This window comes from Pseudaestuariivita atlantica (assembly GCF_001205715.1).
GTDB classification, from domain to species: domain Bacteria; phylum Pseudomonadota; class Alphaproteobacteria; order Rhodobacterales; family Rhodobacteraceae; genus Pseudaestuariivita; species Pseudaestuariivita atlantica.
Map to the genome: position 1 here is coordinate 351,798 of NZ_AQQZ01000001.1, position 24,671 is coordinate 376,468.

Below are 24,671 nucleotides of genomic sequence, written 5' to 3' on the forward strand. Positions count from 1 at the left end.
AAGCCGCGTACCCTTGGGCGGGGTCGGCTGAGGATCAGCCGACCTACGGGCGCGTGGTGGTGTAGGTCGGCTGCTTGCCAGCCGACGCCCCTTGCAGAACCCACGCGTCGACCAAGGCAGCTATCGCGCCGGGCCCGTTCTCATCCGCCGACCGCGCGACGGCCACCGCCACCACGCGCCAGCCATCGCCCGTCTGCATCAGGACCGGCCCACCGGAATTGCCCGCGATCACGGCGCAGTCGAGCGTCATCACGTCCCGCCCGCGCGCCAGCCAGCGGCAATCGAACCGTCCGTTCAGCACGTTGGGGCGCTTGCGGTGGTAGCCGAGGATGGCGAACCGCGCGGCCCCATCCCCCAGCGCGCGGGGCGGCAGGCCGGGCAACTGGCGCTGCGCGATGGGTTTGTCGAGCGTGAGTAGGGCGAGGTCATTGCCCGCGCGCCGCGTCGCGCCGGTGATGTCGAAACCGGGATGGAGGGAGAGCGCGCGGATGCGCCGGAAGGTCAGAAGCGTCCCGCGATCCCAGCCGGCGACGAAGGTCATGCGGGCGAGGTCGCGCGGGGCGCCGTCCACCACCACGCAATGCGCCGCTGTCAGCACGGTATCGGGCGCGATCAGCGTGCCGGTACAGAACGACCGATCCTTGTACCCCGCGATATTGATCCGCCCCACGGCGGCCCATGCGGGCCTGTCGGCCTCGGGCAGGGCGGGGAGGGGGGATTGGGCAAAGGCGGGCAGGGCGGTCAGCAGGGCGAGGATCAGCGCGCGCATGTCAGGCCGGGTTCTCCGGGTCCTGCCCGATGGAGAGCTGCCACGCGCGCCAGGCTTCGTAGAATTTTTGCGGGTCCCTGGTTTGCGCTTCGGTCGCGCGGTTGGGCGGCGGCGTTTCGGCGTCGGCCAGCACGTCCCACGCGACAAAGAGATCGTCGAGAAACGGGGCAAGTTGTGCTATGGTTGTATCATCGGCAGACCACACGCAGGCACCTCGAAGAATAGCCTGCGTGAGGTCTGACTTTTCGTCCAACCGCGCCCCGACGAGGTTCGCCCCCTGCAACCGCGCCCCGTTGAGGTTCGCCCCCTGCAACCGCGCCCCGACGAGTTTCGCTCCCTGCAACCGCGCCTCGCCGAGGCCCGCCCCCCGCAACCGCGCCTCTGAGAGGTTCGCCCCCTGCAACTGCGCTCCGCCCAATTGGACCTTGCCCGACTCGAATGTCAGACCGCGTAGGTCGAAGCCCTGAAGGTTTGTGTCGCGCAGGTCGATGTCGATCTTGGACAGGTCCGCGCCTTCGATCATTTGCAGGCGGCCAAGTGACTGGACGGCCTTTTCCACGTCGGGTCTGAAGGGTGTGAGGGACTGCGCCCATGATCGCAGCGCCAAGCGACTTTCCCAAGTCGGCACTCCGGCGTCGTCCACATCCAATTCCGGCGGCGTTTTCGGCTCTGACGCGCGGGAGAGTTCGCGCACATAGACGCTCAGCATCCGGGCGATGCGGGGGATTTCGTCGGGGCGTTCGTTCGCCAGCCCCTCCAGCCGGTCGATGGCCGAAGCGCGGACGACGATGTCGTCTTCCCAGACGTGATCGACCTGCCGCATCTTCCCGCGCCCGGTCACCTGCGTCACCTGCCGCAACGCGGCCAGCTGGGTCGAGGCTTGATTGATCTTGTCGTTGAACAGCGCCTCGTCGCCGATGTCCTTCTGGTCGCGGGTGATCTTGAGGCGGATCAGGGTGATGGGCAGGGTGATGACGGCGCCGAGGATCGCGGTGAGGGCTGCAATCTGGGCCAGCGCGAAGCGGAAGGCGCTGACGGCCTCGTCGGTCGTGGGCACGCCTCCGGTCACCACGCCCCAGAGGACGAACAGAAGCCCGGAGAGGAGGACGAGGAAGATCGCCAGCCACAGCGTGGCAAGGAACAGGAACAGGCCGGGGTCGAGGATTTTCATGCCCAGCCGGGTGCGCATCGCCTCGAACGGGGGGCTGTCCTGTCTGCCGGGCAGGGGCAGCAGGAACGACACGGCCAGACACAGCCCGACAAAGCCCAGAAGGACCGCAAGCCCCAGCGCGTATTCGGGCGGGATCGGCAGCGTTATGGTGGTCGTGTCGCGCATCAGCGTCAGCCAACACCATTCCGCGGCGAATCGAAAGCGCGAAAGCGCATCGTCGCGCCTTGCAACTCACCCCGCCCGCGCATAGGTTCCGCGCGATCAACAGGGGGTGCCGAACGGGCCCCGAGACACGACCTACAGGGGCACCCATGGAAGCCATCGGCCAGTTCATTCCGCTGATCCTGATCTTCGCGATCATGTATTTTCTGCTTATCCGGCCGCAGCAGAAGAAGATGAAGGACCACCAGAAGATGGTCGAGGCACTGCGGCGTGGTGACCAGGTGGTCACGGCGGGCGGGCTGATCGGCAAGGTGTCGAAGGTGCCCGGCGACGGCAATCTCGAGGTCGAGATCGCCGATGGCGTGAAGGTGCGCGTCGTGCAGAACACGATCAGCGCCGTTCTGAACAAGACCGAACCGGCGGACGCCAAGTCCTGATCCCCAACCCTCGGGCAAGAGGAGCGGCGGATGCTGCAGATCGACCTTTGGAAACGCATCCTGATCTGGCTGATGGTCGCCTTCGGGCTGCTGCTTGCGCTGCCGAACGCCTTCTACGACCGGGTGGAGCGGTACAATGACGCACAGGCCGTCCTGATCGACGAGACGGCGGGCGCCGAGGCGCGGGCGGCGGTGGAAGGGGATGCGGGCCTCTGGCCGTCCTTCCTGCCGTCGAGCCTCGTGAACCTTGGTCTCGACCTGCGCGGCGGCGCGCACCTTCTGGCCGAGGTTCAGGTCGAGGACGTCTATGCCTCGCGGATCGAGGCGCTGTGGCCGCAACTGCGCGATGCCCTGCGGCCCGAGCGCGACACGGTCGGCACGATCCGGCTGCAGCCCTCGGCCGATGACGAGTTGCGCGTGCGCATCTCGCGGCCCGAGGGGATGGAGCGGGCGCTGGCGGTGGCACGCGGCCTTGCCCAGCCGATCCAGACGCTGACGGGTGCAGGTTCGACCGATTACGAGTTCACCGCGGAAGGCGACGTGCTGATCGCGCGGCTGAGCGAGGCCGAGCGGGCCGCGACCGACGAACGCACGGTGCGACAGGCGCTGGAGATCATCCGCCGCCGGATCGACGAGGTCGGCACGCGCGAACCGACGATCCAGCGGCAGGGCGGGGACCGCATCCTGATCCAGGTGCCGGGCATCGGGTCGGCCAGCGAGTTGAAAGAGATCATCGGCACCACGGCGCAGCTGACGTTCCAGCCGGTGGTCGGGCAGACCAGCTCGATCGACGATGCGCCGGGCCTTGGCAACGAGGTTCTGCCGTCGCTCGACCAGCCGGGGGTGTTCTATATCCTCGAACAGGCGGCGGTGGTGACGGGGGAGGAGTTGACCAACGCGCAGCCCTCGTTCGACCAGAACGGCCGTCCGGCGGTGAATTTCACCTTCAACGTCTCGGGCGCGCGCAAGTTCGGTGACTACACGGCGGAAAACATCGGCAGCCCGTTTGCCATCGTGCTGGATGACCAGGTCATCAGCGCGCCGGTGATCCAGTCGCACATTCCCGGCGGGTCGGGGATCATCACCGGCAGTTTCACGGTCGAGGAATCGACCAACCTCGCCGTGTTGTTGCGCGCGGGCGCGCTGCCGGCGGAACTGACCTTCCTCGAAGAGCGGACCATCGGCCCGGAACTGGGCGCCGACAGCATCCGCGCGGGACAGGTCGCCTGCCTTGTCGCCTTCGCGGCGGTGCTGGTCTTCATGTTCCTCAGCTATGGCCTGTTCGGGATCTTCGCCAACATCGCGCTGATCATCAACGTGGGCCTGATCTTTGGCCTCTTGTCGGCCATCGGCGCGACGCTGACGCTGCCGGGCATCGCGGGGATCGTGCTGACCATCGGCATGGCGGTAGACGCCAACGTGCTGATCTTCGAACGGATACGCGAAGAGGTGAAAACGGCCAAGGGCCCGGCGCGCGCGATCGAACTTGGGTATGAAAAGGCGCTTTCGGCGATCCTCGACGCCAACATCACGACCTTCATCACCGCCGTGATCCTCTTCACGATGGGGTCCGGCCCGGTGCAGGGCTTCGCGGTCACGCTGGGGCTTGGTATCCTGACCTCGGTCTTCACGGCGATCTTCGTGACGCGCCTGCTGGTGGTAATGTGGTTCGAACGCCGCCGCCCGAAAACGCTGGAGGTGTGAGATGCGCCTGAAACTCGTTCCGCAGGAAACCAACTGGGATTTCTTCTCGCGCTCGAAGCTGTGGCTGGGCATCTCGGCGCTGCTGATGGTGGTCGCCTTCATCTCCTTCATGGTGCAGGGCCTGAATTTCGGCATCGACTTCCGGGGTGGTACGACGATCCGCACCGAAAGCGCGCAACCGGTGGACGTGGCGGGCTATCGTGCCGCGCTGGATGCGCTGGAACTGGGCGACGTGACGATCACCGAGGTGTTCGACCCGACCTTCGGCCCCGACCAGAACGTCGCCATGGTGCGCATCCAGGCGCAGGAAGGCGAGGAGGCCGTGACCGGCGCGATGGTCGAGGACGTGCGCGGCGCCCTGACGGGCGTGGCCCCGGATATCCGGTTCACATCCGTGGAATCGGTGGGACCCAAGGTGTCGGGTGAGTTGATTCAGACGGCGGTGATCGCCGTGGTGCTCGCTATCGGGGCGGTGCTGATCTATATCTGGCTGCGGTTCGAATGGCAATTCGCGCTGGGCGCGGTGGCGGCGCTGATCCATGACGTGCTGCTGACCATCGGCATCTTTTCCGAGCTTCAGATCCGGTTCGATCTGGCCATCATCGCGGCGCTTCTGACCATCGTCGGCTATTCGCTGAACGACACGGTGGTCGTGTTCGACCGGGTGCGGGAGAACCTGCGGAAATACAAGAACCGGCCGTTGAAGGAAGTGCTGAACATGTCGATCAACGAAACGCTCAGCCGGACGGTGATGACCTCGGTCACGACGCTGCTGGCGCTCGTTTCGCTCTACGTGCTGGGCGGTGACGTGATCCGCGGCTTCGTCTTCGCGATGATCTGGGGCGTGATCGTGGGCACCTATTCGTCGATCTTCGTGGCATCGGCCATCCTGCTGTGGCTGGGGGTCAAGCGCGACTGGTCGAAACCCGATGCGACCGCGGGCACCCAGTTCGCCAACGTGGATGCCTGACGGGCGGGGGATCGTGCCATGCGCCTGAACGAGATCGATTACAACGACGCGCAACCGATCGACGGCTACGGCCCCGGTTTCTTCCGCATCGGCGGCGAGGTGTACGAAGGGGCGCAGGTTGTCGCGCCTTCGGGCACGCGCGGATGGGGCGGGTACGGCGATATCGACGCCGTGCTGGCGCTGAAGGAACATGTCGACGTCGTCTTCATCGGCACGGGTGCCGAGATCGCGCATCCGCCCGCGTCGTTCCGCGAGGCGATGGAGGGTGCAGGCCTCGGGATCGAGATGATGAACTCGCCCTCGGCCTGCCGCACCTACAACATCCTTCTCAGCGAAGGGCGCCGCGTCGCGGCGGCGCTCCTGCCGGTCTGACGCCCTTGTTGCGCGCGGTCGACCTTGCGGTGGGGCGCGGCGGCACGCCGGTGCTGGAAGGGCTGTCATTCGAGGTCGCGGCCGGTGAGGCGCTGATCCTGCGCGGGCCGAACGGGGCGGGCAAGACGACCCTGCTGCGCACGCTGGTGGGCCTGATGCCGCCGATGGAGGGCCGGGTCGAGGCCGATCCAGACACACTGGCCTATTCCGGCCATGCCGACGGCATCAAGCCAACCCTGACCGTGGCCGAGAACCTGTCTTTCTGGGCCCAAGTATTCGACGCCGGCGGGATCGAGGCCGCGCTTGATGCCTTCGACCTGCGCGCGCTTGCGGATCGCCCGGCGGGGCGGTTGTCGGCCGGGCAGAAACGCCGGCTGGGCCTTTCAAGGATGCTGGTCGCGGATCGCGCGGTGTGGGTGATGGACGAGCCCACCGTGTCGCTGGATGCTGCCACGGTCGAGGCGCTCGCCGGGCTCTTGCGTGCCCGTCTCGCGGCGGGGGGCGCGCTGATCGTGGCCACGCATATCGATATCGGCCTCGACGCGCGCGTGCTGGATGTCGGCCCGTTCCGGGCCGCGCCGCGTGGCCCCGTCGGGTTCGACGAGGCCTTCGCATGAGGGCGCTTCTGTTCCGCGACTTGCGGCTTGCGATGCGGGCCGGGGGCGGCTTTGGTCTTGCGCTGGCCTTCTTCCTGATCCTCGTGGTGATGGTGCCGTTCTCGGTCGGGCCGGACCCGGTGCTGTTGTCGCGGATCGCTCCGGGCGTCCTTTGGCTGGGGGCCTTGCTGGCCTGTCTCCTATCGCTCGACCGGCTGTTCGCGCTTGACCATGAAGACGGCTCGCTTGACCTTCTGGCGACTGCGCCGCTGCCGCTGGAGGCCGTCACTGCGGTCAAGGCGCTGGCGCACTGGCTGACGACGGCGCTGCCGCTGATCGTGGCGGCCCCGGTGCTGGGGGTGCTCTTGTCGCTGCCGGCGGCGGGGTACGGGTGGCTGGTCCTGTCCTTGCTGGCCGGGACGCCCGCGCTGAGCGCGATCGGGACGTTCGGTGCGGCGCTGACCGTGGGGCTGAAGCGCGGAGGGTTGCTCCTGTCGCTCCTGGTCCTGCCCCTTTACGTGCCGACGCTGATCTTCGGGGCCGAGGTCGCGCGGCGCGGGGCGGAGGGCCTGCCCATCGGGCCAACGCTGGCGCTTCTGGCGGGGGTCACGCTGGCCACGCTGGCGCTTTTGCCCTTTGCCAGCGCCGCCGTGCTGCGCATCAACCTGAGGTGAGGCAATAACGCGCATGTCACTGGTTCATGCCGGAAATCGGGGTTAGACACGAAACCATGTCGATCTGGGAATACGCCAATCCGCGCAAGTTCACCGCCACCGCGACGCGCCTGTTGCCGTGGGTGGCGTGGGCCGCGGCCATCCTGACCATCGGCGGGCTGATCTGGGGCTTCGCCTTCACGCCCAATGCCGACCGTTTCGAATCCACCGTCAAGATCATCTACGTGCACGTGCCGTCGGCCCTGATGGCGATCAATGCGTGGCTGATGATGCTGGCCGGGTCGCTGATCTGGCTGGTCCGGCGGCACCATGTCAGCGCGCTTGCAGCGCGGGCGGCGGCGCCGGTGGGCATGGTGATGACGCTGATCGCGCTCTGGACCGGGGCGGTCTGGGGGCAGCCGATGTGGGGGACGTGGTGGGCGTGGGATCCGCGGCTGACCTCGTTCCTGATCCTGTTCCTGTTCTACCTTGGCTACATGGCGCTGTGGGCCGCGATCGAGGATCCCGATACCGCCGCCGACCTGACCTCGGTCCTGTGCCTCGTGGGGTCGGTTTTCGCGTTGCTCAGCCGGTACGCGGTGAACTTCTGGAACCAGGGCCTGCACCAGGGCACGTCAGTGCCCGTGGCGACGGGGGGGCGGTCGGTCGCGGATGTCTACTTCCTGCCGCTCGTGGCCTGCATGGTGGGCTTCGGCCTGTTGTTCGTCGCGCTGGTGCTGGCGCGGACGGTGACGCTGATCCGCACCCGGCGGCTTGCGGTGATCGAGATGAAGGCGGTGCGGGCATGAACCTAGACCTTGGCAAATACACAGCCGAAGTGCTGCTGGCCTATGCCGGCAGCCTCGTGCTGCTGGTGGGGATCGTGTGGATTTCGGTCGCGCAGTATCGCCGGGCCGCGCGCGACCTGTCCCGCGCGGAAAAGGACGCAAAGTGATGGCACGCGGACGCCTTTTGATGCTGTTGCCGCCGATCCTGTTCGCGGCTTTTGCCGCGACCGCCTATTTCGGGATGACGCGCGACGGCGTGAACACGCTTCCCAGCCAGGCCGAGGGCCAGCCCGCGCCCGCCGTCCTTGCGGAGCCCTTCACGGGCGAGCCCGGCTTCGACGATGCGGACCTGCGCGACGGCAAGGTGAAAATCGTGAACTTCTGGGCCAGCTGGTGCGCGCCCTGCCGCGTGGAGCACCCGATCCTGACGCGCCTCGCCGAGGAGGGCGTTCCGATCTACGGCGTCAACTACAAGGACAGCCCCGCCAACGCGACCGGGTTCCTGGCCGAGCTGGGCAACCCTTACGTCGGCCTGAAGGCCGATCCGAAGGGACGCATGGCGATCGAATGGGGGGTCTACGGTCTGCCCGAAACCTTCGTTCTGTCCGGCGACGGCACCGTCATCCTGCGCTTTGCCGGTCCCGTGACCTCGCGGGTACTGGAAGAGACGGTCCGCCCCGCGCTGGAGACCGCCGCCGCGCGCTGACGGGCCGGTCTGTCCGCAGCCGACGGTCGCGGCGGGTGCCCAAGGTAAGTGACGCAACGGGAAGGGGACCTCTGAGAGGCCGCATGGTCGCTTACCAGCGGCGCACCTTCTCGACATAGGCGCGGCCCTCGTCCCCGAAGGTCTCGATCAGCTTCGCCTCTTCCGGCGCGGCAAAATGCCGGTCCAGCCCGTACCAAAGGGCCACCGCGGGCAGGATGCCCAAGAGGCTTCCCTGGCTCAGCCCGATGCCAAGCGTGATCAGCACCATGCCGGTGTAGATCGGGTTGCGGTTGATCGAAAACGCGCCGGTCGTGATCAGGGCCGTGGGCGTGTGGCCGGGATGGATCGGCGTGTGGCGCGTGCGGAACCCCATGCCGGCCCACAGGGCCAGCCCGACCCCGACCAGCATCACCAGCCCGCCGAAGGTGCGGCTTCCCAGTTCAAGGATCGGCACGGCGTTCAGCACCATCGCGGCCACGATGGCGGCGAGGGTCCAGAGGGGCGGGAACTTGAGCGACATGGCGATACCTCGGATCAACGACGCCGGAACAGGCGCCTTTGACCCGATGTAGGAAGATCAGGCCGAATGTGCCAGCCCGAACCAGTCCTGAGCGGCGTCGGCAGCCCCCAGCCGGTCGCGGATCGACTGCGGCACATGCCGCGCCGACGAGATGCGCGGGTGCGGCATTTCCGGAATGACCTGTCCGGCACCGTAGAGGGCGAGGTATTCGTCGTGATTGTCGAACGCGGCGCGGCCGACGTAATCGATGAACGTCTCGGTCGGCGTGCCATTGGCGAGGATCACGTCATGCGCCTCTGTCTCGACGTGGAAGACGGTGTAGCGCTCTCCAAGATCGCGGAGGGGTGCGTAGGAGATCGCATGGCCGTTCACGAGGGCCGAGGCGTTGATGACGAAGTCGCCCAGCACCATGCCGTGATCCGCGGTCACGGTCAGATCCGAAGAGGGCAGGTTCCGCCCCAGCGCGCCCGCGGCGATCCGCACGGGCATCAGCCGCTCTGCCGGGCCGAACCGGGTGTCGACCGTTTGCCGCCCCAGCCATTTCACCTGCACGACACGTCCATCGGCCGTGAGGATGTCGTCGCCAATGCGCAGGTCCTCTACCGGCGTGTGACCGGCAGGCGTCGCGATTTCGGTGCCGCGCGCGAAGCAGGTCGTGAACCCGCCCGATGCGTTTGACGCGAGCGTGCCGGAATTGACCTGGTTGGGGAAGGTCGTGTCCGCGACGCTTTGCGGCGAAAAGAGGTAGATCGTCCCGGCACCATCGGTCAGCGCCACCAGCGTCAGGGGTGAAGAAGTGTCGATGCCCTGGAACGTGAGTGTCAGCGTGGACCCGCCCACATTGGCCGTCATGGTTTCGCCCACGACAAAGGTCGTATCCGCCGCGCTGTCATCTATCGTGCCGGACAGATCCGTTTCGAGGTTCTGCGCCGCGTAGTTCGCGCTGGCTCCGTTTTGATCGTAAACTTCGTAAGACAGGTAGGAAAAGGTCGCCATACTTTCAGGTACTCCTCACAGAAACGGGCCGGTACGGCGGAACGTATTGCCGTCACCGCGGGCTCATTCAGGGGAAAGTAGAGCTGTGCCTCCCCCCTGCAACTGTAGAGTAAGTAATCCGCAAGAACCAGCGCGGCAAATCAGGCGGATTGGCGAATGGCGAGGACACGCCGGCGCACCGGCACATCCTTGCTTGTCCTGCTGCCCGGTGAACGCGGTCTAGCCGCAGAGGGCTTGGGTATTTGGCGCGTGAATGTCGAAATCCGGCCCCGCCGTGATCCCCAGCCGCTGCGCGATATGCGCAGGCACGTGCCGCGCGGCCGAGATGCGCGGTTGCGGCAATTCGGGGATGATCCGCTCGGCCCCGTAGAGCGCGAGGTATTCGTCGTAATTGTCGAAGGCCGCACGCCCGACATAGTCGATGAACGTCTCCGACGGTGCGCCGTTGGCGAGGATCACGTCGTGATCCGGTGCTTCGATGTGGTAGACGGTGAAGGCCTCTCCCAACTCCGCCAGCGGCACGAAATCGATGGTGGAGCCGTTCACCAAAGCGGCGGCGTCAATGACATATCCGCCCAGAACCATCCCGTGATCGGCGGTAACGGTGAGGTCGCGATGAGGCGTGCCGCGACCCAGTGCACCCGCCGATATGCGAACGGGAAAATTGCGTGTCGCCGGTCCGAAACGGGTCGAGACCGTTTGCCGGCCCACCCATTTCACCGGGGTCGTGCGCCCGTCGGCGGTGAGGACCTTGTCGCCAATCTCGAGCGTCTCGACGGCGACTTCGCCACCCGGCGTGGCGATCATCGTGCCGGCAAGAAAACAGCTGACGGTCACGCTGCTGCCCGTGACGGAACTGGAATTCGCGGATAAATCGTCGCCTGTCCAGTTGGCTTCGTCGAACAGGCGCAGACGCCATCCATCGGCGTCCGTCGGCGTCGTCGGCCCGGTATAGGCGGCATTGTCGACTTCGGGGGCGATCGAAATCGCGTGGATGCCGTCCGTCAGGGCGAATGGAAGTTTGGACGTGTTCGTGTTCGTGGCGCTTGCTTCGTAATCGCCATTCATGTGGATCATGGCAACAAAGGACGTGGGAGAGCCGCTAACATCCTGATAAACGATGATCTGATCACCGGCTTGAGCCAATCCCAGCCCCGGGTCACCCGATGTCGCACCCACGCTGAACCCGACATTGTCTATGAAATCCACGACCGTGCCGGCGGGGATGGGAGCCCCGGTGTTGTTGGTCCAGGTCACGATTTGTTCGGGGCCGATGAATTCTTCTATTCCAACATCAACTTCGTAGAAGATCCCGCGGTCGGTAAAGTTCAGAACCTCGCCTGCCGCGATGTCTTCCAGAACGATGAAGGAGAAATCGTCGCTTCCGTCCGAGCTGTAGCTGATGAAGCCAATTCCGCCGGCATTAATTGCCATGATCTGTTCCCTTATACGTGCCTTTCGTCATGGAAACCGACGGCGGCTTGCCGCCGGCAAATCGTAAAAAATCACCTCGCCGCACTTGGTTTTCCAGCGCGTTTGCAAAAACGCAAATACGTTAATAGCTCGCGCTCAATCGCGCAAGCTTCTGAATGGCACTGGACCTGTCTGCGTCAGTGTAGCCGGCGTGTCGGCCCCGTCAGGCGACCTGGCCCGGGAATTCCATGGCGGCAGCGCACCCAAGACGCATCCGGATATGTTCGGGGACATGCCGCGCGGCCGAGATGCGCGGTTGCGGCAGTTCGGGGATGATGCGCTCGGCGCCGTAAAGCGCGAGGTATTCGTCGTGGTTGTCGAACGCGGCGCGGCCCAGATAGTCGATGAATGTCTCCGACGGTGCGCCGTTGGCGAGGATGACGTCATGTGCGGCGGTCTCGACGTGGTAATAGGTGACGAACTCGGGCAGTTCGGCCATCGGCACGAAGTCGATCGAGTGGCCGTTCACCAGCGCCGAGGCGTTGATGACATACCCGTCGATGACCATGCCGTGGTCGGCGGTGACGGTCAGGTCAGCGTAGGGCAGGCCGCCGCCCAACGCGCCCTTGCGGATGCGGACGGGTTGCATGCGAGCACCAGAGCGGATTTTGTGGCAGGTGTTTCGGCCCAGCCAGAGAACCTCGACCTCGTGTCCCTCGGCATTGAGGATGCGGTCGCCGATGGCGAGCGTTTCGACAGGCCGGGATTTGCCAGGGGCTGCTATCATGGTGCCGGCGGCGAAACACATCTCGAAGTTGATAAACAGTAAATCACCTACGTCGACAACACCTTCACCGGTAGCTCGTGCGGTTAACAAAACGTTGGTGTCAAGTGTACCACCAGAGGCAAGGGCATCCCTCATTTCGTTAAGGTTGATATCGAGTGTGAATGTGCCGTCGCCTTCATCAGTGAAATCAAGATACGAATATGCGGGGAAGATCGTAAGCGTGATTGCATCAGGCTCTGGATTACTTGCATTTGGGAAGTATTCGTAATCACCAGTGATCGTCAAAGACGTCCCGGACGAGATATCGATGACATCCGTATGGAAATAGTGTGACGTGGTCTCAAGGCTGGATAACCCAGGCTCGAAGACGTCTTGTCCGTTTTCCATTACTCCGTAATCGATGCCGACGCTCAGTTCGTTAAGATACAGCCCCATCTTTCCCCCCAGTTTCCAACGTAAATGTCTTGATCACGCGTGCGCCGGCTCTGCCATTTTCCAGCAGGTTGCATTCAATCACGCGGTGCGGTTTTCCATTCATGCCCTGCCGCACGTACCGGACACGGGTCACGTGCTTGGGCATCTCCATGCGCAGCCAATTCATGACTTGCGCTCCGCCCGGTCGTCCAAACGGCGCGATGATCTCCATCACCCAGAAGTTGCTGCCGGACGTCCAGTCGCCCATGGTCAAGGGCTCGCCTCTCAGGAATTTTTCCTCGACCTCGTCCGACAGCATGGCCCAGGTCAGCCCGGCCCGAGGCACGCCGTTCTGGTCGTGGAAGATGCGGCAATACCCCAGCAGGACCGGTGGCTGAAGTCCCAGGCGCGCAGCACCAATCGGCACGCCAGAGTGAGAAGAGCTGCGCATGTAGAGGAAAGCAAACGCCCCGTAGAGCGCGATTTGCTCGGCCGTTGGATCGTTCTGTTTGACGGTAATGACCTTGGTCTTACGCTGCATCTGAAATATGTCACAAGACACTTTTCAAGTGTCTTTTCCACCCATAAAAATATCATCTAATGAATAGGTTAGCGATGATCTGCCACGAGTCAACGACGGGTGTCAGACAAGCCCCTGCCGCGCTGTGCCCAGCCTTGTTCGATCGGGTTAACGCGCGTTCTGCAAAGGACTAATTGGCTTGCCCCACTGGTATCGACGAGGGGCAGGCCGTCTTTGCATGGTTGCGCCTCACGTCGAGAGATGCCGGCGGGTTTGGCATTGGCGGTCTCGACTGAGGCAACGATTCGGTCGGTCAGCGTGATTTGCAGTAATGTGCCCTCCGCATTTGCGGAGGGCGCGCTTACCTCAGGAAGCGGCAGATTGCATTTCGTCCCATGAAACAATCGGCGTCTCGATCCCCAGCCGCTGCGCGATATGCGCGGGCAGGTGCCGGGCGGCCGAGATGCGCGGTTGCGGCAGTTCCGGGATGATCCGTTCGGCCCCGTACAGCGCGAGGTATTCGTCGTGGTTGTCGAAGTTGCGGCGTCCGAGATAGTCGATGAACGTCTCCGCTGGCGCACCATTGGCGAGGATCACGTCATGCTCTTCGGTCTCGACATGGTAGACGACGAAATCCACCTCGACCGCTTCAAGTGACAGGAAACGGATCGTCGTGCCGTTCACCAGCGCCGCAGCGTTGATGATATGGCCGTCGACGATCATTCCGTGATCGCCGGTGACCGTCAGGTCGGCATGGGGCACGTTCGGTCCCAGCGCATCCTTGGCGATGCGCACGGGCTCTAACTTGGGTGAGGCGGTCATCAGCGTACGCACCGTCTGGCGGCCCAGCCACTTGACCGGCACCGCCGTGCCATCCGCCGTGCGGATCAGATCGCCGATCTCCAGCGTCTCGACCGCGCGTTCGCCCTCGGGCGTGGTGATCTGCGTGCCTGCGAGGAAGCAGGTGACGCTTAGCTGAAAAAGCCCTGAAGACGGAAATGCGAACGTATTCACAAAGTCGCTGTTCCAGGTGAGATTCAAAGTATCAGGCGACCCGGCTGCGACCCATTCGGCCTGCGTCATCTCAAACGTAAATGCACCGCTGTTCGCGGCTGTGGACGTGAAACTGCCCGGTCCGGACTCGGTGAACGTGTAAAGGCCGAGATCACCAGACAATGAAGTGAAGTCCGTATGAGTCAGATCGCCAGTGAAAACGAGGGTTTCCCCGACTGACAGGTCGATGGTGCCTCGCTGGAACTCCGCGTCAAAACTGTCGAGCCCTCCGGGGCTATGTACGGAAATGGTTGCGCCCATCAAATCTCTCCCAATTTTCTTGCGCCCCAGCGGGGTCCGTCAATGCGGTTAAGCTCGATCATCCTCATCCGCCCGTTGCCGTGTGGGCGCAGGCTTCGGATCGATGAAATCTCGGGCGGGGTGTGCGTTGTGATCCAGCGGATGACCTGCTGCGCGCTGCCTTGTCCGTAAGGTGCCAGCACGTCCATGATCCACATCTGCTGGCCCGATTGCCACTCGGCGGGTTGCAATGCCGTGCCGCTCAACAGCTTCTGCTCCGCGGCGTCGTTCAGCATGGCAAAGGTGAAGGCGGCGCGCGGGATGTCGTTGGCGTACATGATCTTGTACTGGCCTAGGTCCACAGGCACCTGCACGATCCAGCGCATCAGCGCAAAACTCTTGTCGCGATGCGCGTCCGAGCGGAAATATAAAAAACACAGATCGCCATATGCCTGCAGGCGTTCCGGCGTCGGGAATTCGGAATTGATCTGCACTCTTTGAATAATCCAGTTCCCCCGGTGACCTGGCAAAACGCGCAGAACTTTTCATTTGATTGCAAATAGTTGGACAAAAATCGCTATGCGCTGTCAACATTGTTTTGCGATAAACAACCCGAGAACGGCGCGCTGCGAAAATGAATTTGGCAACGTTCTCTTTATACGGGAAGCATGGCCCGTCCATGCAGTTTCAAAGGCGTGCCCGAGAGCCGCGCAGCACTTTGTGGGTGGACGTGTTCAGGCCGACATGAGGTCCGGCATGTCCCCGATTCCCAACCGATCCCGGATCACCTGCGGCACCAGTCGTGCCGAAGAAATGCGCGGTTGCGGCAGTTCGGGGATGATGCGTTCGGCACCGTACAGGGCAAGGTATTCGTCGTGGTTGTCGAAGTTGCGGCGCCCGAGATAGTCGATGAACGTCTCCGCAGGGGTGCCATTTGCAAGGAGCACGTCATGCGCCTCGGTCTCGACATGGTAGACGACGAAATCCACCTCGACCTCTTCAAGTGACAGGAAACGGATCGTCGTGCCGTTCACCAGCGCCGCAGCGTTGATGATATGGCCGTCGACGATCATTCCGTGATCGCCGGTGACCGTCAGGTCGGTATGGGGCACGTTCGGTCCCAGCGCATCCTTGGCGATGCGCACCGGTTCGAGCTTGGGTGTGGCGGTCATCAGCGTCCGCACCGTCTGGCGGCCCAGCCACTTGACCGGCACCGCCGTGCCATCCGCTGTCTTTACAAGGTCGCCGATTTTCAGCGTCTCGACCGCCCGCTCGCCGTCCGGTGTCGCGATCCGGGTGCCGGGAAGGAAGCATGTGACGTTCACCGGATAAGAGCCTGAAGATGTGTCAATCCCGTCGTTGTAGGGGCTGGACCAAGTGAAGTTTAGAGTCGCTGGTTGCCCGGCCGCGATCCATTCCGCGTATGTCAATTCGAACGTAAAGAGGCCGGTAGACGCATCCTGCGACGTGAAAGAGCCGGGTCCGGGATCGCCAAACGTGTAGGCACCCAGATCGCCCATGTTACCATTAACCCAGTCGTTGTGTTCCAAATCACCCTGAAAAACCATGGTTTCTCCGGGCGACAGATCGATCGAATTGAATGTGTCAAGGCCACTTGCTCCCGAAACATAAATATTGGCGCCCATCAAATTTCTCCTATTTTCCGTGCCCCCCAACGGGCCCCGTCAATGCGTGTGTGTTCGACGATCCGCGTGCCGCCGCCTGGGTTGGGACGCAGCGTTCGGATCGAGGTGATGTCAGGGGCAGTATGGTGCCGGATCCAGCGGATGATCTGCTGCGCACTGCCCTGTCCGTAAGGTGCCAGCACATCCATGATCCACATCTGCCGGCCCGAGCGCCATTCGGCGGGCTGCAGCGCCGTGCCGCCCAGCAGCTTCTGCTCGGCCGCGTCGTCAAGCATGGCATAGGTGAAACCGGCGCGGGGTATGTCCGTTGCATACATTATCTTGTACTGGCCCAGGTCCACGGGCACCTGCACGATCCAGCGCATCAGGCCAAAGCTCTTGTCGCGATGCGCGTCCGAGCGGAAATACAGAAAGCACAGATCGCCGTACGCGCGTAGGCGTTCGGGGGTCGGGAATTCTGAATTGACCTGCAACCGCTCGATTATTCAAACTCCGGCATGCCTTCGCGTAACGTCAGCAAACTTCGTTTCATTGCAATAAATTGAGTGTATAACATCATGGTCTGTCAACTTTTTTTCGATAAATTTGAACTAGACAATGATGCTCGATTGATCTGAATTGATCGCACACCCTTTTTACGAGAATGACCTGGCGCGCAAACCGCTTTGTAGGCGGGCGCGTATGCACCAGGCGATGCAAGGATGCGGCTTTTCAGGCGGTCAGCAGATGTGGCGCGTCCGCGATTCCCAGCCGTTCGCGGATCACCTGTGGCACCAGACGCGCCGAAGAAATGCGCGGCTGCGGCAGTTCGGGGATGATGCGTTCCGCGCCATAAAGGGCGAGGTATTCATCATGGTTGTCGAAGGCAGCGCGGCCGACATAATCGATGAACGTCTCGGCAGGTGCGCCGTTGGCGAGGATGACGTCATGTGCCTCGGTCTCGACGTGGTAGACGGTGAATGCCGCACCCATTTCGGCGATTGGCACGTAGGTGATGGTCGAGTGGTTCACGAGCGCCGAGGCATTGATCACGTAGCCGTCGACCACCATGCCGTGATCCGCGGTCACCGTCAGGTCGCTGTGCGGCAGGCCAAGGCCCAAGGCACCGGCGGCGATGCGCACGGGGCTGTTACGCTCTGCCACGCCGTTGAACGTGGTCACGGTCTGGCGGCCCAGCCATTTGACGGGCGTCGCACCACCGTCTGCCGTGCAGATCAGATCACCGATCTTCAGGGTTTCAACCGGGACCTCTCCGTCCGGCGTGGCGATCAGGCTGCCGGGAAGGAAACAGGTGGCCGTGACCCCTGACGCGGTGATTGGCTGGATGTTGGTAAAGGTTCCGGCGCTGGTTCCAGAGGGTACGGCATCGATTTCTGGGATCGTTCCGCCGCCGACCTGGCCCATGATCAAGAAATCCTGCGGGCCCGTCGAGATGTGGGCGGTCCAGACGCTGTAGACATTGCCGCCGATGGAATAGGTCGCGGTGTTGAGTTCCAGGATATCCCGGTTACCACCCAGCGCGCTTATTTGGGCAATATTCACATCGCCGCTGTCCAGCGTTCCATCATCGTCGATCAAAATCGACTCCGACCCAAAACCGTTGGCGTCTGAATAGAAGGTCAGGGATGAACTTGGTGTGCTTCCCACCGCTACGTAGAAGTCTCCGCTGAAATTGGGCATGTTGGCACCTTCTCCTCAATGAAATCGCGGGAAGGTTAGCCGCAGGGATCAATCCGACGAAGGGACATCAAGAATTTCGAATGCATGAATTGACAATCTGTTGCAAAAAAATCTCTGCATAACAACGCCCTGCGATACAACCAGGCGGCGTAGCGGCTCCCGTCGTTCATCTTTCGCGCGTCGGTTTGCCAGACTGAACCGGCGCGACCCCTTCGGGCCGCAGAGCCGATGCGCCCCATTCAACTCCGCCGGTACCGCCAAGTGACCACGACCGAAAAGACAAAAGCCGAACGCTTGTCAAAGCGCTCGGCCATCGTCTTGCCAAACGGGCAGGCGACATACGCATCACGATATGGTCGCCATGGCACGCAAATCCTGACGCTATGCCGCCTTGGCGAAGTTGCGCAACTCGTCGGGCAGGGCGCTTCAGGACGCGGCTGCGCGCGTCTCGAACATCGTGTCGATCCGGGTCTCGATCCCCAGCCGCTGCGCGATATGCGCGGGCAGGTGCCGGGCCGCCGAGATGCGCGGATGCGGCAGTTCGGGGATGATGCGTTCGGCCTCGTACAGCGCAAGGTATTCGTCGTGATTGTCGAATGCCGCGCGGTCCGCGTAGTCGATGAACGTCTCGGCGGGTGCGCCGTTGGCGAGGATGACGTCGTGGTTTTCGGTCTCGACGTGGTAATAGGTGTTTTGGTCGGGCAGCTCGGCCATCGGCACCCAGTCGATGGTGTTGCCGTTGACGAGGGCCGAGGCGTTGATCACCAGCCCGTCAAGCATCATGCCATGGTCGCCAGTGACGACGAGGTCGCTGTGGGGCAGGCCGTGGCCCAGGGCTCCGGCGCGGAACCGGACGGGCTGCATGCGCTGGCCGGAGAAGAGTTTGTGCACGGTCTGGCGACCGATCCATTTGACCGGGACTGTGTTGCCGTGCTGGTCGATCACGAGGTCGCCGATGGACAGGGTTTCGACCGCGATCTCGCCATCCGGGGTGGCGATCAACGTGCCTGCGGCGAAACAGTAGGTGTACGCGCCGTTCACCGTGTTGCCGATCGTGGCACCCGGCGAGGAATCATAGTTGGTGTTGGACAGGACGACGTAATCGAGAATAATGGATCCGCCAATTGAAACTTGGAGGATCGGTTCGTTGTTCGAAGTAAACGCGATAAATTTATAGGTTAATTCGGTATCATATACATTGGATGTGACTTCATCGCCTTGGGCGGTCTGGTTGTCGTCGGTGCCATCCCGGTTATCCGTTATGGTGTATGTCCCCGACGACGCCGGACCGTATGCTGACGTCGGGCCGAAAGAGCTGCCAAGGCTGTAGTAATGGGCAAAGGATTCAGTTGCAGGCATGTTTGTGTTCCCAAATTTCCTGATCGTCGCGAGAAAACTACCGTTACGCGGCTACCAGTGGTCGCCGGGCAGCCGCACGAACACGCTGCTGATAAAATTGCCGGATGTCTCCAAATTCCGAGGCGACGGTATCGTCACTGCTTCACCGGTCAATTGTTTTTGTTGAAAAAAATCGGAATTTGTTAGGAAAAACGTATGCTTTGCAATTTTGCAGGGAATTGGTGGGCGGCTGCACTCACATAGGTTGCAGATTTTCCGCAAAATTCCGAAGGGTGCTTATAGTTTGTGCACCACTTCAATTCGGAACCGGGCCGGCACCGAGTCTGAAAGCCTCGTTTTCATTCCGGGCTCTATAAACGATTTCCGGGGAATAGGGTGGGTGCCCCCATGGGGACACCCGGTTTTCCGCCCCGGCTTACGCCGCCTTGGCGAGGTTGCGCAGCACGTAGTGCAGGACGCCGCCGTTTTCGATGTAGTCGATCTCGACCGCGGTATCGATCCGGCATTTGAGCGTGATCTCGTGCACGGTGCCGTCGCCCATGGTGATGGTGCAGGGCACCTCCTGCAGGGGCTGCACGCCTTCCAGCCCGTGGATCGAAACAGTCTCCGATCCGTCGAGGCCCAGCGTCTTGCGCGTCACGCCGCCGGTGAATTCGAACGGGATCACGCCCATGCCGACAAGGTTCGAGCGGTGGATGCGTTCGAAGCTTTCCGCGATCACGGCCTTCACGCCCAAGAGCGCGGTGCCTTTCGCGGCCCAGTCGCGGGACGACCCGGCGCCGTATTGCTCGCCGCCAAAGATCACCAGCGGCGTGCCCTGCTCCTGGTAGGCCATGGCCGCCTCGAAGATCGAGGTCTGCTTGCCGTCCGGCCCCAGCGTGTAACCGCCTTCGACGCCGTCCAGCATCTCGTTCTTGATGCGGATGTTGGCGAAGGTGCCGCGCATCATCACCTCGTGGTTGCCACGGCGGGAGCCATACGAGTTGAACTCGCGCGGGGCGACCTGCCGTTCGGTCAGGTACTGACCGGCGGGCGTGGTTTCCTTGAACGACCCGGCGGGCGAGATGTGGTCGGTGGTGATCATGTCACCCAGCAGGGCGAGGACCTTGGCGCCCTCGATATTCTCGATCGCCTTGGTTTCCATCGTGATGCCCTGGAAGTAGGGCGGGTTCTGCACATAGGTCGACGTGGGCGGCCAGTCATAGGTTTTCTGGTCCGTCGTCTCGACCGAGCGCCATTTCTCGTCGCCGGTGAAGACCTCGGCGTATTTCTCCTGGAAGGCTTCGCGGGTGACGGTCTTTTCGACCAGTTCCGCGATTTCCTGGCTCGACGGCCAGATGTCCTTGAGGAAGACGTCGTTGCCGTCCTTGTCCTGTCCGATGGGATCGGTCGTCAGGTCGATGTCGAGCGTGCCGGCCAGCGCATAGGCCACGACCAGCGGGGGCGAGGCGAGGTAGTTCGCGCGCACGTCCGGCGAGATCCGCCCTTCGAAGTTGCGGTTTCCGGACAGGACGGAGGTGGCGACCAGATCACCTTCGGCGATGGCGTCGCTGATTTCTTTCTGCAGGGGGCCCGAGTTGCCGATGCAGGTGGTGCAGCCATAGCCGACGAGGTTGAAGCCGATGGCGTCGAGGTCGTCCTGCAGGTCCGCCGCTTCAAGGTAGGCCGACACGACCTGCGATCCCGGAGCGAGCGAGGTCTTGACCCACGGTTTGCGGTTCAGGCCCAGTTCGCGCGCCTTGCGGGCCACGATTCCCGCGCCGATCATCACGTAGGGGTTCGAGGTGTTGGTGCACGACGTGATCGACGCGATCACGACCTTGCCCGACTCCATCGTGTAATCCTCGCCCGCGACGGCGACTTCCTTGCCCATCGGGCGCTTGAAGGTCTCTTCCATCTCGCGGCGGAAGGCGGCCTTGGCATCGTCGAGCGCCACAAAATCCTGCGGGCGCTTGGGGCCCGAGATGGCGGGCACGATGGTGCCCATGTCGAGGTGCAGCGTGTCGGTGTAGACCGGCGCGTAGTCGTCGCCGCGCCAGAAGCCGTTTTCCTTGGCATACGCCTCGACCAGCGCGATGCGGTCCTCGTCGCGTCCGGTGACGCGCAGGTAGCGCAGCGTCTCGCCGTCAATCGGGAAGAAGCCGCAGGTGGCGCCGTATTCGGGGGCCATGTTGGCGATGGTCGCGCGGTCCGCGAGCGGCAGGTGGTCTAGGCCTGCGCCATAGAATTCCACGAACTTGCCGACGACGCCCTTGGCGCGCAGCATTTCCACGACCTTCAGGACAAGGTCGGTGCCGGTGGTGCCTTCAACCATCGACCCGGTCAGCTCGAACCCGATGACCTCGGGGATCAGCATGGAAATGGGCTGGCCCAGCATCGCGGCCTCTGCCTCGATCCCGCCGACGCCCCAGCCAAGAACGGCCGCGCCGTTCACCATGGTGGTGTGGCTGTCGGTGCCGACCAGCGTGTCGGGGTAGGCAACCTCGGCCCCGTTCTGGTCTTTGTCGGTCCAGACGGTCTGGGCGAGGTATTCCAGGTTCACCTGGTGGCAGATGCCGGTGCCGGGCGGCACGACGCGGAAGTTGTTGAACGCCGACTGGCCCCATTTCAGGAACGTGTAGCGTTCCATGTTCCGTTCGTATTCACGGTCCACGTTCATCTGGAAGGCGCGCGGGTTGCCGAATTCGTCAATCATAACCGAGTGGTCGATCACCAGGTCGACGGGGTTCAGCGGGTTGATCTTTTCGGGGTCGCCCCCCAGCGCCACGATCCCGTCGCGCATGGCGGCAAGGTCCACGACCGCAGGCACGCCGGTGAAGTCCTGCATCAGCACGCGGGCCGGACGATAGGCGATCTCGCGCGGGTTCTTGCCGCCTTTTTCGGCCCATTCCGCGAACGCCTTGATGTCGTCGACCGACACCGTCTTGCCATCCTCGAACCGCAGCATGTTCTCCAACACCACCTTCAGCGCGGCGGGCAGTTTCGAGAAGTCGCCCAGACCGGCCTCGGTCGCGGCGTCGATGGAGTAATAGGCAACCGACTGGCCGCCCACGGTGAGGGTCTTGCGGGTGTTCGAAGTATCCTGTCCGACGGTGATGGGCATTACGCGGGCTCCTGTGGCTGGCGGAATGGGAAATCTCTGGCGCTGCAATAGACCCCGGCAGGATGGGTCGCAAGGGGGACGCGACAATTTGTGTACGATTGCATACTGAAAAAACGGCGGTCCCGCGCGCCTGGCGGTGGCGGGCGGGGTCGGGCGTGTTGGCGCGTGGCCCGCGCGACGCGCGACGCGGCGGAAACAGTCTGGCCACCTCACCAAGGCTTGATTGGCGTCAGGCATTTGATGTTTCTATGTGTCCTGCACGTGCTGCCGATCCAAGGAAGACCCCGATGCGCCAAATCCTGGCTTTGATGTTGTTCGCCGTTGCGTCGCTCGGGTCGGTCGCGTCGGCGCAGGATGCGGGGCGGACGGTGCTGGTCGAACTCTATACCAGCCAGGGCTGCAATTCCTGTCCTCCGGCGGACCGGCTGCTGGGGAAGCTGGCGCAGCGTGAGGACGTGATCCCGCTGGCGCTGCACGTGGATTACTGGGACTATATCGGCTGGAAAGACAGCTTCGCATCGCCGCAATTCACCAAGCGCCAGCGCGCCTATGCGCGCGCGTGGCGGCAGCGCACGATCTACACGCCGCAGATGGTGATCGGCGGGCTGCACCCGGTGGTCGGATCGCGGCCGATGGACGTGGCGACGCTGATCCAGAAACACGCCATGGCGCCCGAGGTTGCAACCGTGTCGATCGCGCGCGCGGGCGACGAGGTGACGATCGACATCGCGCCGGTCGGGAACGCGCCCGCCAGCGTGGTCCAGCTGGTGCGTTACATCCCCGAGCAGACGGTGGACATCACGCGGGGCGAGAATGGCGGGCGGCGGCTGACCTACCACAACATCGTCACCGACTGGGCCGTCATCGGCGAGTGGGACGGGCAGGCGGCCACCACGCTCACGGCGGACGCACCGGGTGACGCGCCTGTCGTGGTGATCGTGCAGGAGGCGGGTTACGGTGCCGTTCTTGCCGCCGCGCGCATCCGCTAGGCGTCAGCCGGCTTTTTCTTCTTGCGCTTGGGCTTCCAGCGCCGGTGGATCCAGAACCACTGGTCCATGTGATCGCGCACCAGCGCCTCGAGGTTGTCGTTGACGGCCTGCGTCATCGTCTCGGGGTCGGTGGGCGGGATCGGCGCCTCGACCCGCACCTCGAATGACAGCCCGTCGGGCTGGCGGATCGAATAGATCGGGATCAGGGCGGCATCGAATTTCAGCGACAGTTCGGCCGTGATGGTCGAGGTGAAGGCGGGCTTGCCGAAAAAGTCGAGCTTGGGCCCGCCATAGGCGTTCAGGTCCGTCAGGATGCCCAGCACGCCGCCCGATTTCAGGTGCCGCACCAGTTGCGTCATGCCCTTGCGGCCCTGTTCGAACATCGGCTCCCCGATGGTCGAGATGGCAGAGACGTAGTGATCGTTGAAATACGGATTCGACATCCGCCGGTAGAGCGCGCCCATGTTGTGCCCGCGCCCGATCAGGTTGGCGCGCGCCACGTCGTAATTGCCGAAATGCGCGGTGACGAGGATCACGGGGCGGCCCTCGGCCCGTGCGGTCTCCAGCGCGTCAAGGCCCGGCCCGGTAATGGGGGCCTGCCGGGCGCGGGCGGCGAATTCCTCGCCCGAGTAGATCTCGATCAGGGTGCGGCCGACATTGTCGGGCACGGCGTCGGTCAGGCGCGCGACCTCGGCGGGGTCGAGATCGGGCAGCACGTAGGCAAGGTTGTCACGGATGCGCTGCCGCCAGCCCGCGACCGGCGCCACCAGCCGCCGCGCCGCCCAGCCCATCAGCGGCACGCGGCGTTCGTAGGGCAGCAGCAGCAATCCCCGGATCACCCCGCGCAGCACCAGGTTCTGGAACCAGTGTCCCAGGTGGGCGGTCGTGTCGGGATTGGGTGTGTCGGTCATGAAAAACGCCCGGCTCTGAGAACCGGGCGTGATGTATCGGGCAGGCCCCGACTTCGCAAGGGTCGCGTCAGTAGGAGTAACCGACGCCCGACCGGATCGCCTGTGCAAGGCTGAATTCGGCCCACGTGTTGCGCCCGCCGCGTGCGCGGATCTCGCTCAGCTGCGCGCGGGCGCCGATCAGGTCGCCGGATTCGACAAGGCCCTGGCCGAGGTACGACCGCGCGAGGATATTGTCAGGGTCCTGCGCCAGCGCGGCGGCGTAATGCAGCATCGCGCGGTCCATGTCGCCCATCTTGCGCGCGGTGAAGCCAAGGTAGGTCTGCACCCGCCCGTCATCCTGCGCCTTCATCGCGTCCAGCGCGTTGCGTGCCGCGCCGTACTGCCCGACATAGGCGAATTCGCGGGCGGCCTCGTACAGCGCGTCATCGCTCAACGAGCTTTCCTGCGCGTCCACGCATTTCGACGTGGTCGTGTCGTAGATCTTGCCATCGGTGCAGACCTTGGTGGTCGAGGTCGTGGAGGGCGCGCTGCCGCCGCCGGCCGCCAGTGCAAGGCCGGGGGCCATGAGCGCGGTAAAGAGCAAGGGTTTGAACATGTCTGGTCTCCCTGAGGACTATCACTATCCTAGATACGGGCCGAACCTGCATCCGGGTTCAAAATTTCCTTCCGTACCGGCGAGCGTCCCCGTGGCAAGTCGTTCGCAAAGACATCT

General features: G+C 63.5%; 26 protein-coding genes. 10 read left to right on the top strand and 16 right to left on the bottom strand.

What is annotated here, in order from left to right; translation table 11 throughout:
- Window positions 1-43: 43 nt before the first annotated feature.
- Window positions 44-769: a trypsin-like serine peptidase gene (locus tag ATO11_RS01720; RefSeq protein WP_050529090.1), complete on the bottom strand. Its 726-nt coding sequence runs from the start codon at window positions 767-769 to the stop codon at window positions 44-46.
- A 1-nt stretch (window position 770) separates the two neighbouring features.
- Complete coding sequence (locus tag ATO11_RS22280) at window positions 771-2,105, bottom strand: pentapeptide repeat-containing protein (RefSeq protein ID WP_050529091.1); 1,335 nt, start codon at window positions 2,103-2,105, stop codon at window positions 771-773.
- A gap of 146 nt (window positions 2,106-2,251) precedes the next feature.
- Between ATO11_RS22280 and yajC the strand changes: the two genes are divergently transcribed.
- Genes yajC through ATO11_RS01765 form a run of 9 tightly spaced genes read left to right on the top strand, consistent with a single transcriptional unit; the run spans window position 2,252 to window position 8,328 of the window.
- A complete protein-coding gene (gene yajC, locus ATO11_RS01730; RefSeq protein ID WP_050529092.1) occupies window positions 2,252-2,539 on the top strand; it encodes a preprotein translocase subunit YajC in 288 nt (95 codons plus the stop codon).
- 30 nt (window positions 2,540-2,569) lie between these two features.
- On the top strand, window positions 2,570-4,243 hold the full coding sequence (secD, locus tag ATO11_RS01735; RefSeq protein WP_050529093.1) for a protein translocase subunit SecD: 1,674 nt from the start codon (window positions 2,570-2,572) through the stop codon (window positions 4,241-4,243).
- Window position 4,244: 1 nt separating this feature from the next.
- Window positions 4,245-5,213, top strand: a complete 969-nt coding sequence (secF, locus tag ATO11_RS01740) for a protein translocase subunit SecF (protein WP_050529094.1) — start codon at window positions 4,245-4,247, stop codon at window positions 5,211-5,213.
- An 18-nt stretch (window positions 5,214-5,231) separates the two neighbouring features.
- Complete coding sequence (locus ATO11_RS21620) at window positions 5,232-5,585, top strand: Mth938-like domain-containing protein (protein ID WP_050529095.1); 354 nt, start codon at window positions 5,232-5,234, stop codon at window positions 5,583-5,585.
- 8 nt (window positions 5,586-5,593) lie between these two features.
- Window positions 5,594-6,202, top strand: coding sequence for a heme ABC exporter ATP-binding protein CcmA (ccmA, locus tag ATO11_RS01750; RefSeq protein ID WP_050529408.1), 609 nt, complete (start codon window positions 5,594-5,596; stop codon window positions 6,200-6,202).
- Window positions 6,199-6,855 carry a heme exporter protein CcmB gene (gene ccmB / locus ATO11_RS01755; protein ID WP_050529096.1) on the top strand — a complete coding sequence of 219 codons (657 nt, stop codon included), beginning with the start codon at window positions 6,199-6,201 and terminating at the stop codon, window positions 6,853-6,855. Before ccmA ends, ccmB begins: the two co-directional genes overlap by 4 nt.
- A gap of 56 nt (window positions 6,856-6,911) precedes the next feature.
- Window positions 6,912-7,643 carry a heme ABC transporter permease CcmC gene (ccmC, locus tag ATO11_RS01760; RefSeq protein ID WP_050529097.1) on the top strand — a complete coding sequence of 244 codons (732 nt, stop codon included), beginning with the start codon at window positions 6,912-6,914 and terminating at the stop codon, window positions 7,641-7,643.
- A complete protein-coding gene (gene ccmD, locus ATO11_RS21115; protein ID WP_082176084.1) occupies window positions 7,640-7,789 on the top strand; it encodes a heme exporter protein CcmD in 150 nt (49 codons plus the stop codon). The genes ccmC and ccmD overlap by 4 nt, the downstream gene beginning before the upstream one ends.
- Window positions 7,789-8,328, top strand: a complete 540-nt coding sequence (locus ATO11_RS01765; RefSeq protein WP_050529098.1) for a DsbE family thiol:disulfide interchange protein — start codon at window positions 7,789-7,791, stop codon at window positions 8,326-8,328. Before ccmD ends, ATO11_RS01765 begins: the two co-directional genes overlap by 1 nt.
- A gap of 91 nt (window positions 8,329-8,419) precedes the next feature.
- Here the strand turns inward: ATO11_RS01765 and ATO11_RS01770 are convergent, their stop codons facing one another.
- The 12 genes from ATO11_RS01770 to acnA all read right to left on the bottom strand — a co-directional run bounded on the left by ATO11_RS01770 (window position 8,420) and on the right by acnA (window position 22,059).
- A complete protein-coding gene (locus ATO11_RS01770) occupies window positions 8,420-8,848 on the bottom strand; it encodes a methyltransferase family protein (RefSeq protein ID WP_050529099.1) in 429 nt (142 codons plus the stop codon).
- A 57-nt stretch (window positions 8,849-8,905) separates the two neighbouring features.
- The gene (locus ATO11_RS01775) at window positions 8,906-9,844 is read right to left on the bottom strand and encodes a Hint domain-containing protein (protein ID WP_050529100.1); all 939 of its coding nucleotides are present in this window, start codon (window positions 9,842-9,844) and stop codon (window positions 8,906-8,908) included.
- Between the two features lie 219 nt (window positions 9,845-10,063).
- Window positions 10,064-11,278 carry a Hint domain-containing protein gene (locus ATO11_RS01780; RefSeq protein WP_050529101.1) on the bottom strand — a complete coding sequence of 405 codons (1,215 nt, stop codon included), beginning with the start codon at window positions 11,276-11,278 and terminating at the stop codon, window positions 10,064-10,066.
- Between the two features lie 202 nt (window positions 11,279-11,480).
- Window positions 11,481-12,479 (bottom strand): Hint domain-containing protein, encoded by a 999-nt coding sequence (locus ATO11_RS21120; protein WP_082176085.1) that lies wholly within the window; start codon window positions 12,477-12,479, stop codon window positions 11,481-11,483.
- Window positions 12,463-12,999, bottom strand: a complete 537-nt coding sequence (locus ATO11_RS01790) for a toxin-activating lysine-acyltransferase (protein ID WP_050529103.1) — start codon at window positions 12,997-12,999, stop codon at window positions 12,463-12,465. Before ATO11_RS01790 ends, ATO11_RS21120 begins: the two co-directional genes overlap by 17 nt.
- Before the next feature lie 345 nt (window positions 13,000-13,344).
- A complete protein-coding gene (locus ATO11_RS01795; protein ID WP_082176086.1) occupies window positions 13,345-14,292 on the bottom strand; it encodes a Hint domain-containing protein in 948 nt (315 codons plus the stop codon).
- On the bottom strand, window positions 14,292-14,765 hold the full coding sequence (locus ATO11_RS01800; protein WP_050529105.1) for a toxin-activating lysine-acyltransferase: 474 nt from the start codon (window positions 14,763-14,765) through the stop codon (window positions 14,292-14,294). Before ATO11_RS01800 ends, ATO11_RS01795 begins: the two co-directional genes overlap by 1 nt.
- Before the next feature lie 240 nt (window positions 14,766-15,005).
- Window positions 15,006-15,596, bottom strand: coding sequence for a Hint domain-containing protein (locus ATO11_RS22010; protein ID WP_165586915.1), 591 nt, complete (start codon window positions 15,594-15,596; stop codon window positions 15,006-15,008).
- Between the two features lie 320 nt (window positions 15,597-15,916).
- A complete protein-coding gene (locus ATO11_RS01810) occupies window positions 15,917-16,390 on the bottom strand; it encodes a toxin-activating lysine-acyltransferase (protein WP_050529107.1) in 474 nt (157 codons plus the stop codon).
- 238 nt (window positions 16,391-16,628) lie between these two features.
- The gene (locus ATO11_RS01815; protein ID WP_050529108.1) at window positions 16,629-17,597 is read right to left on the bottom strand and encodes a Hint domain-containing protein; all 969 of its coding nucleotides are present in this window, start codon (window positions 17,595-17,597) and stop codon (window positions 16,629-16,631) included.
- A gap of 426 nt (window positions 17,598-18,023) precedes the next feature.
- The gene (locus tag ATO11_RS01820) at window positions 18,024-18,956 is read right to left on the bottom strand and encodes a Hint domain-containing protein (RefSeq protein WP_050529109.1); all 933 of its coding nucleotides are present in this window, start codon (window positions 18,954-18,956) and stop codon (window positions 18,024-18,026) included.
- 415 nt (window positions 18,957-19,371) lie between these two features.
- Complete coding sequence (gene acnA / locus ATO11_RS01825) at window positions 19,372-22,059, bottom strand: aconitate hydratase AcnA (protein WP_050529110.1); 2,688 nt, start codon at window positions 22,057-22,059, stop codon at window positions 19,372-19,374.
- Between the two features lie 287 nt (window positions 22,060-22,346).
- Here acnA and ATO11_RS01830 point away from each other — a divergent pair, with 287 nt between their 5' ends.
- Entirely contained in the window at window positions 22,347-23,048 is a 702-nt protein-coding gene (locus tag ATO11_RS01830; protein ID WP_050529111.1) for a DUF1223 domain-containing protein, read from the top strand.
- Here the strand turns inward: ATO11_RS01830 and ATO11_RS01835 are convergent.
- Together ATO11_RS01835 and ATO11_RS01840 are read right to left on the bottom strand one after the other, a co-directional pair.
- The gene (locus ATO11_RS01835; protein WP_050529112.1) at window positions 23,045-23,959 is read right to left on the bottom strand and encodes a lysophospholipid acyltransferase family protein; all 915 of its coding nucleotides are present in this window, start codon (window positions 23,957-23,959) and stop codon (window positions 23,045-23,047) included. The genes ATO11_RS01830 and ATO11_RS01835 overlap by 4 nt on opposite strands.
- 67 nt (window positions 23,960-24,026) lie before the next feature.
- On the bottom strand, window positions 24,027-24,554 hold the full coding sequence (locus tag ATO11_RS01840) for a tetratricopeptide repeat protein (protein WP_050529113.1): 528 nt from the start codon (window positions 24,552-24,554) through the stop codon (window positions 24,027-24,029).
- Between the last annotated feature and the right edge of the window lie 117 nt (window positions 24,555-24,671).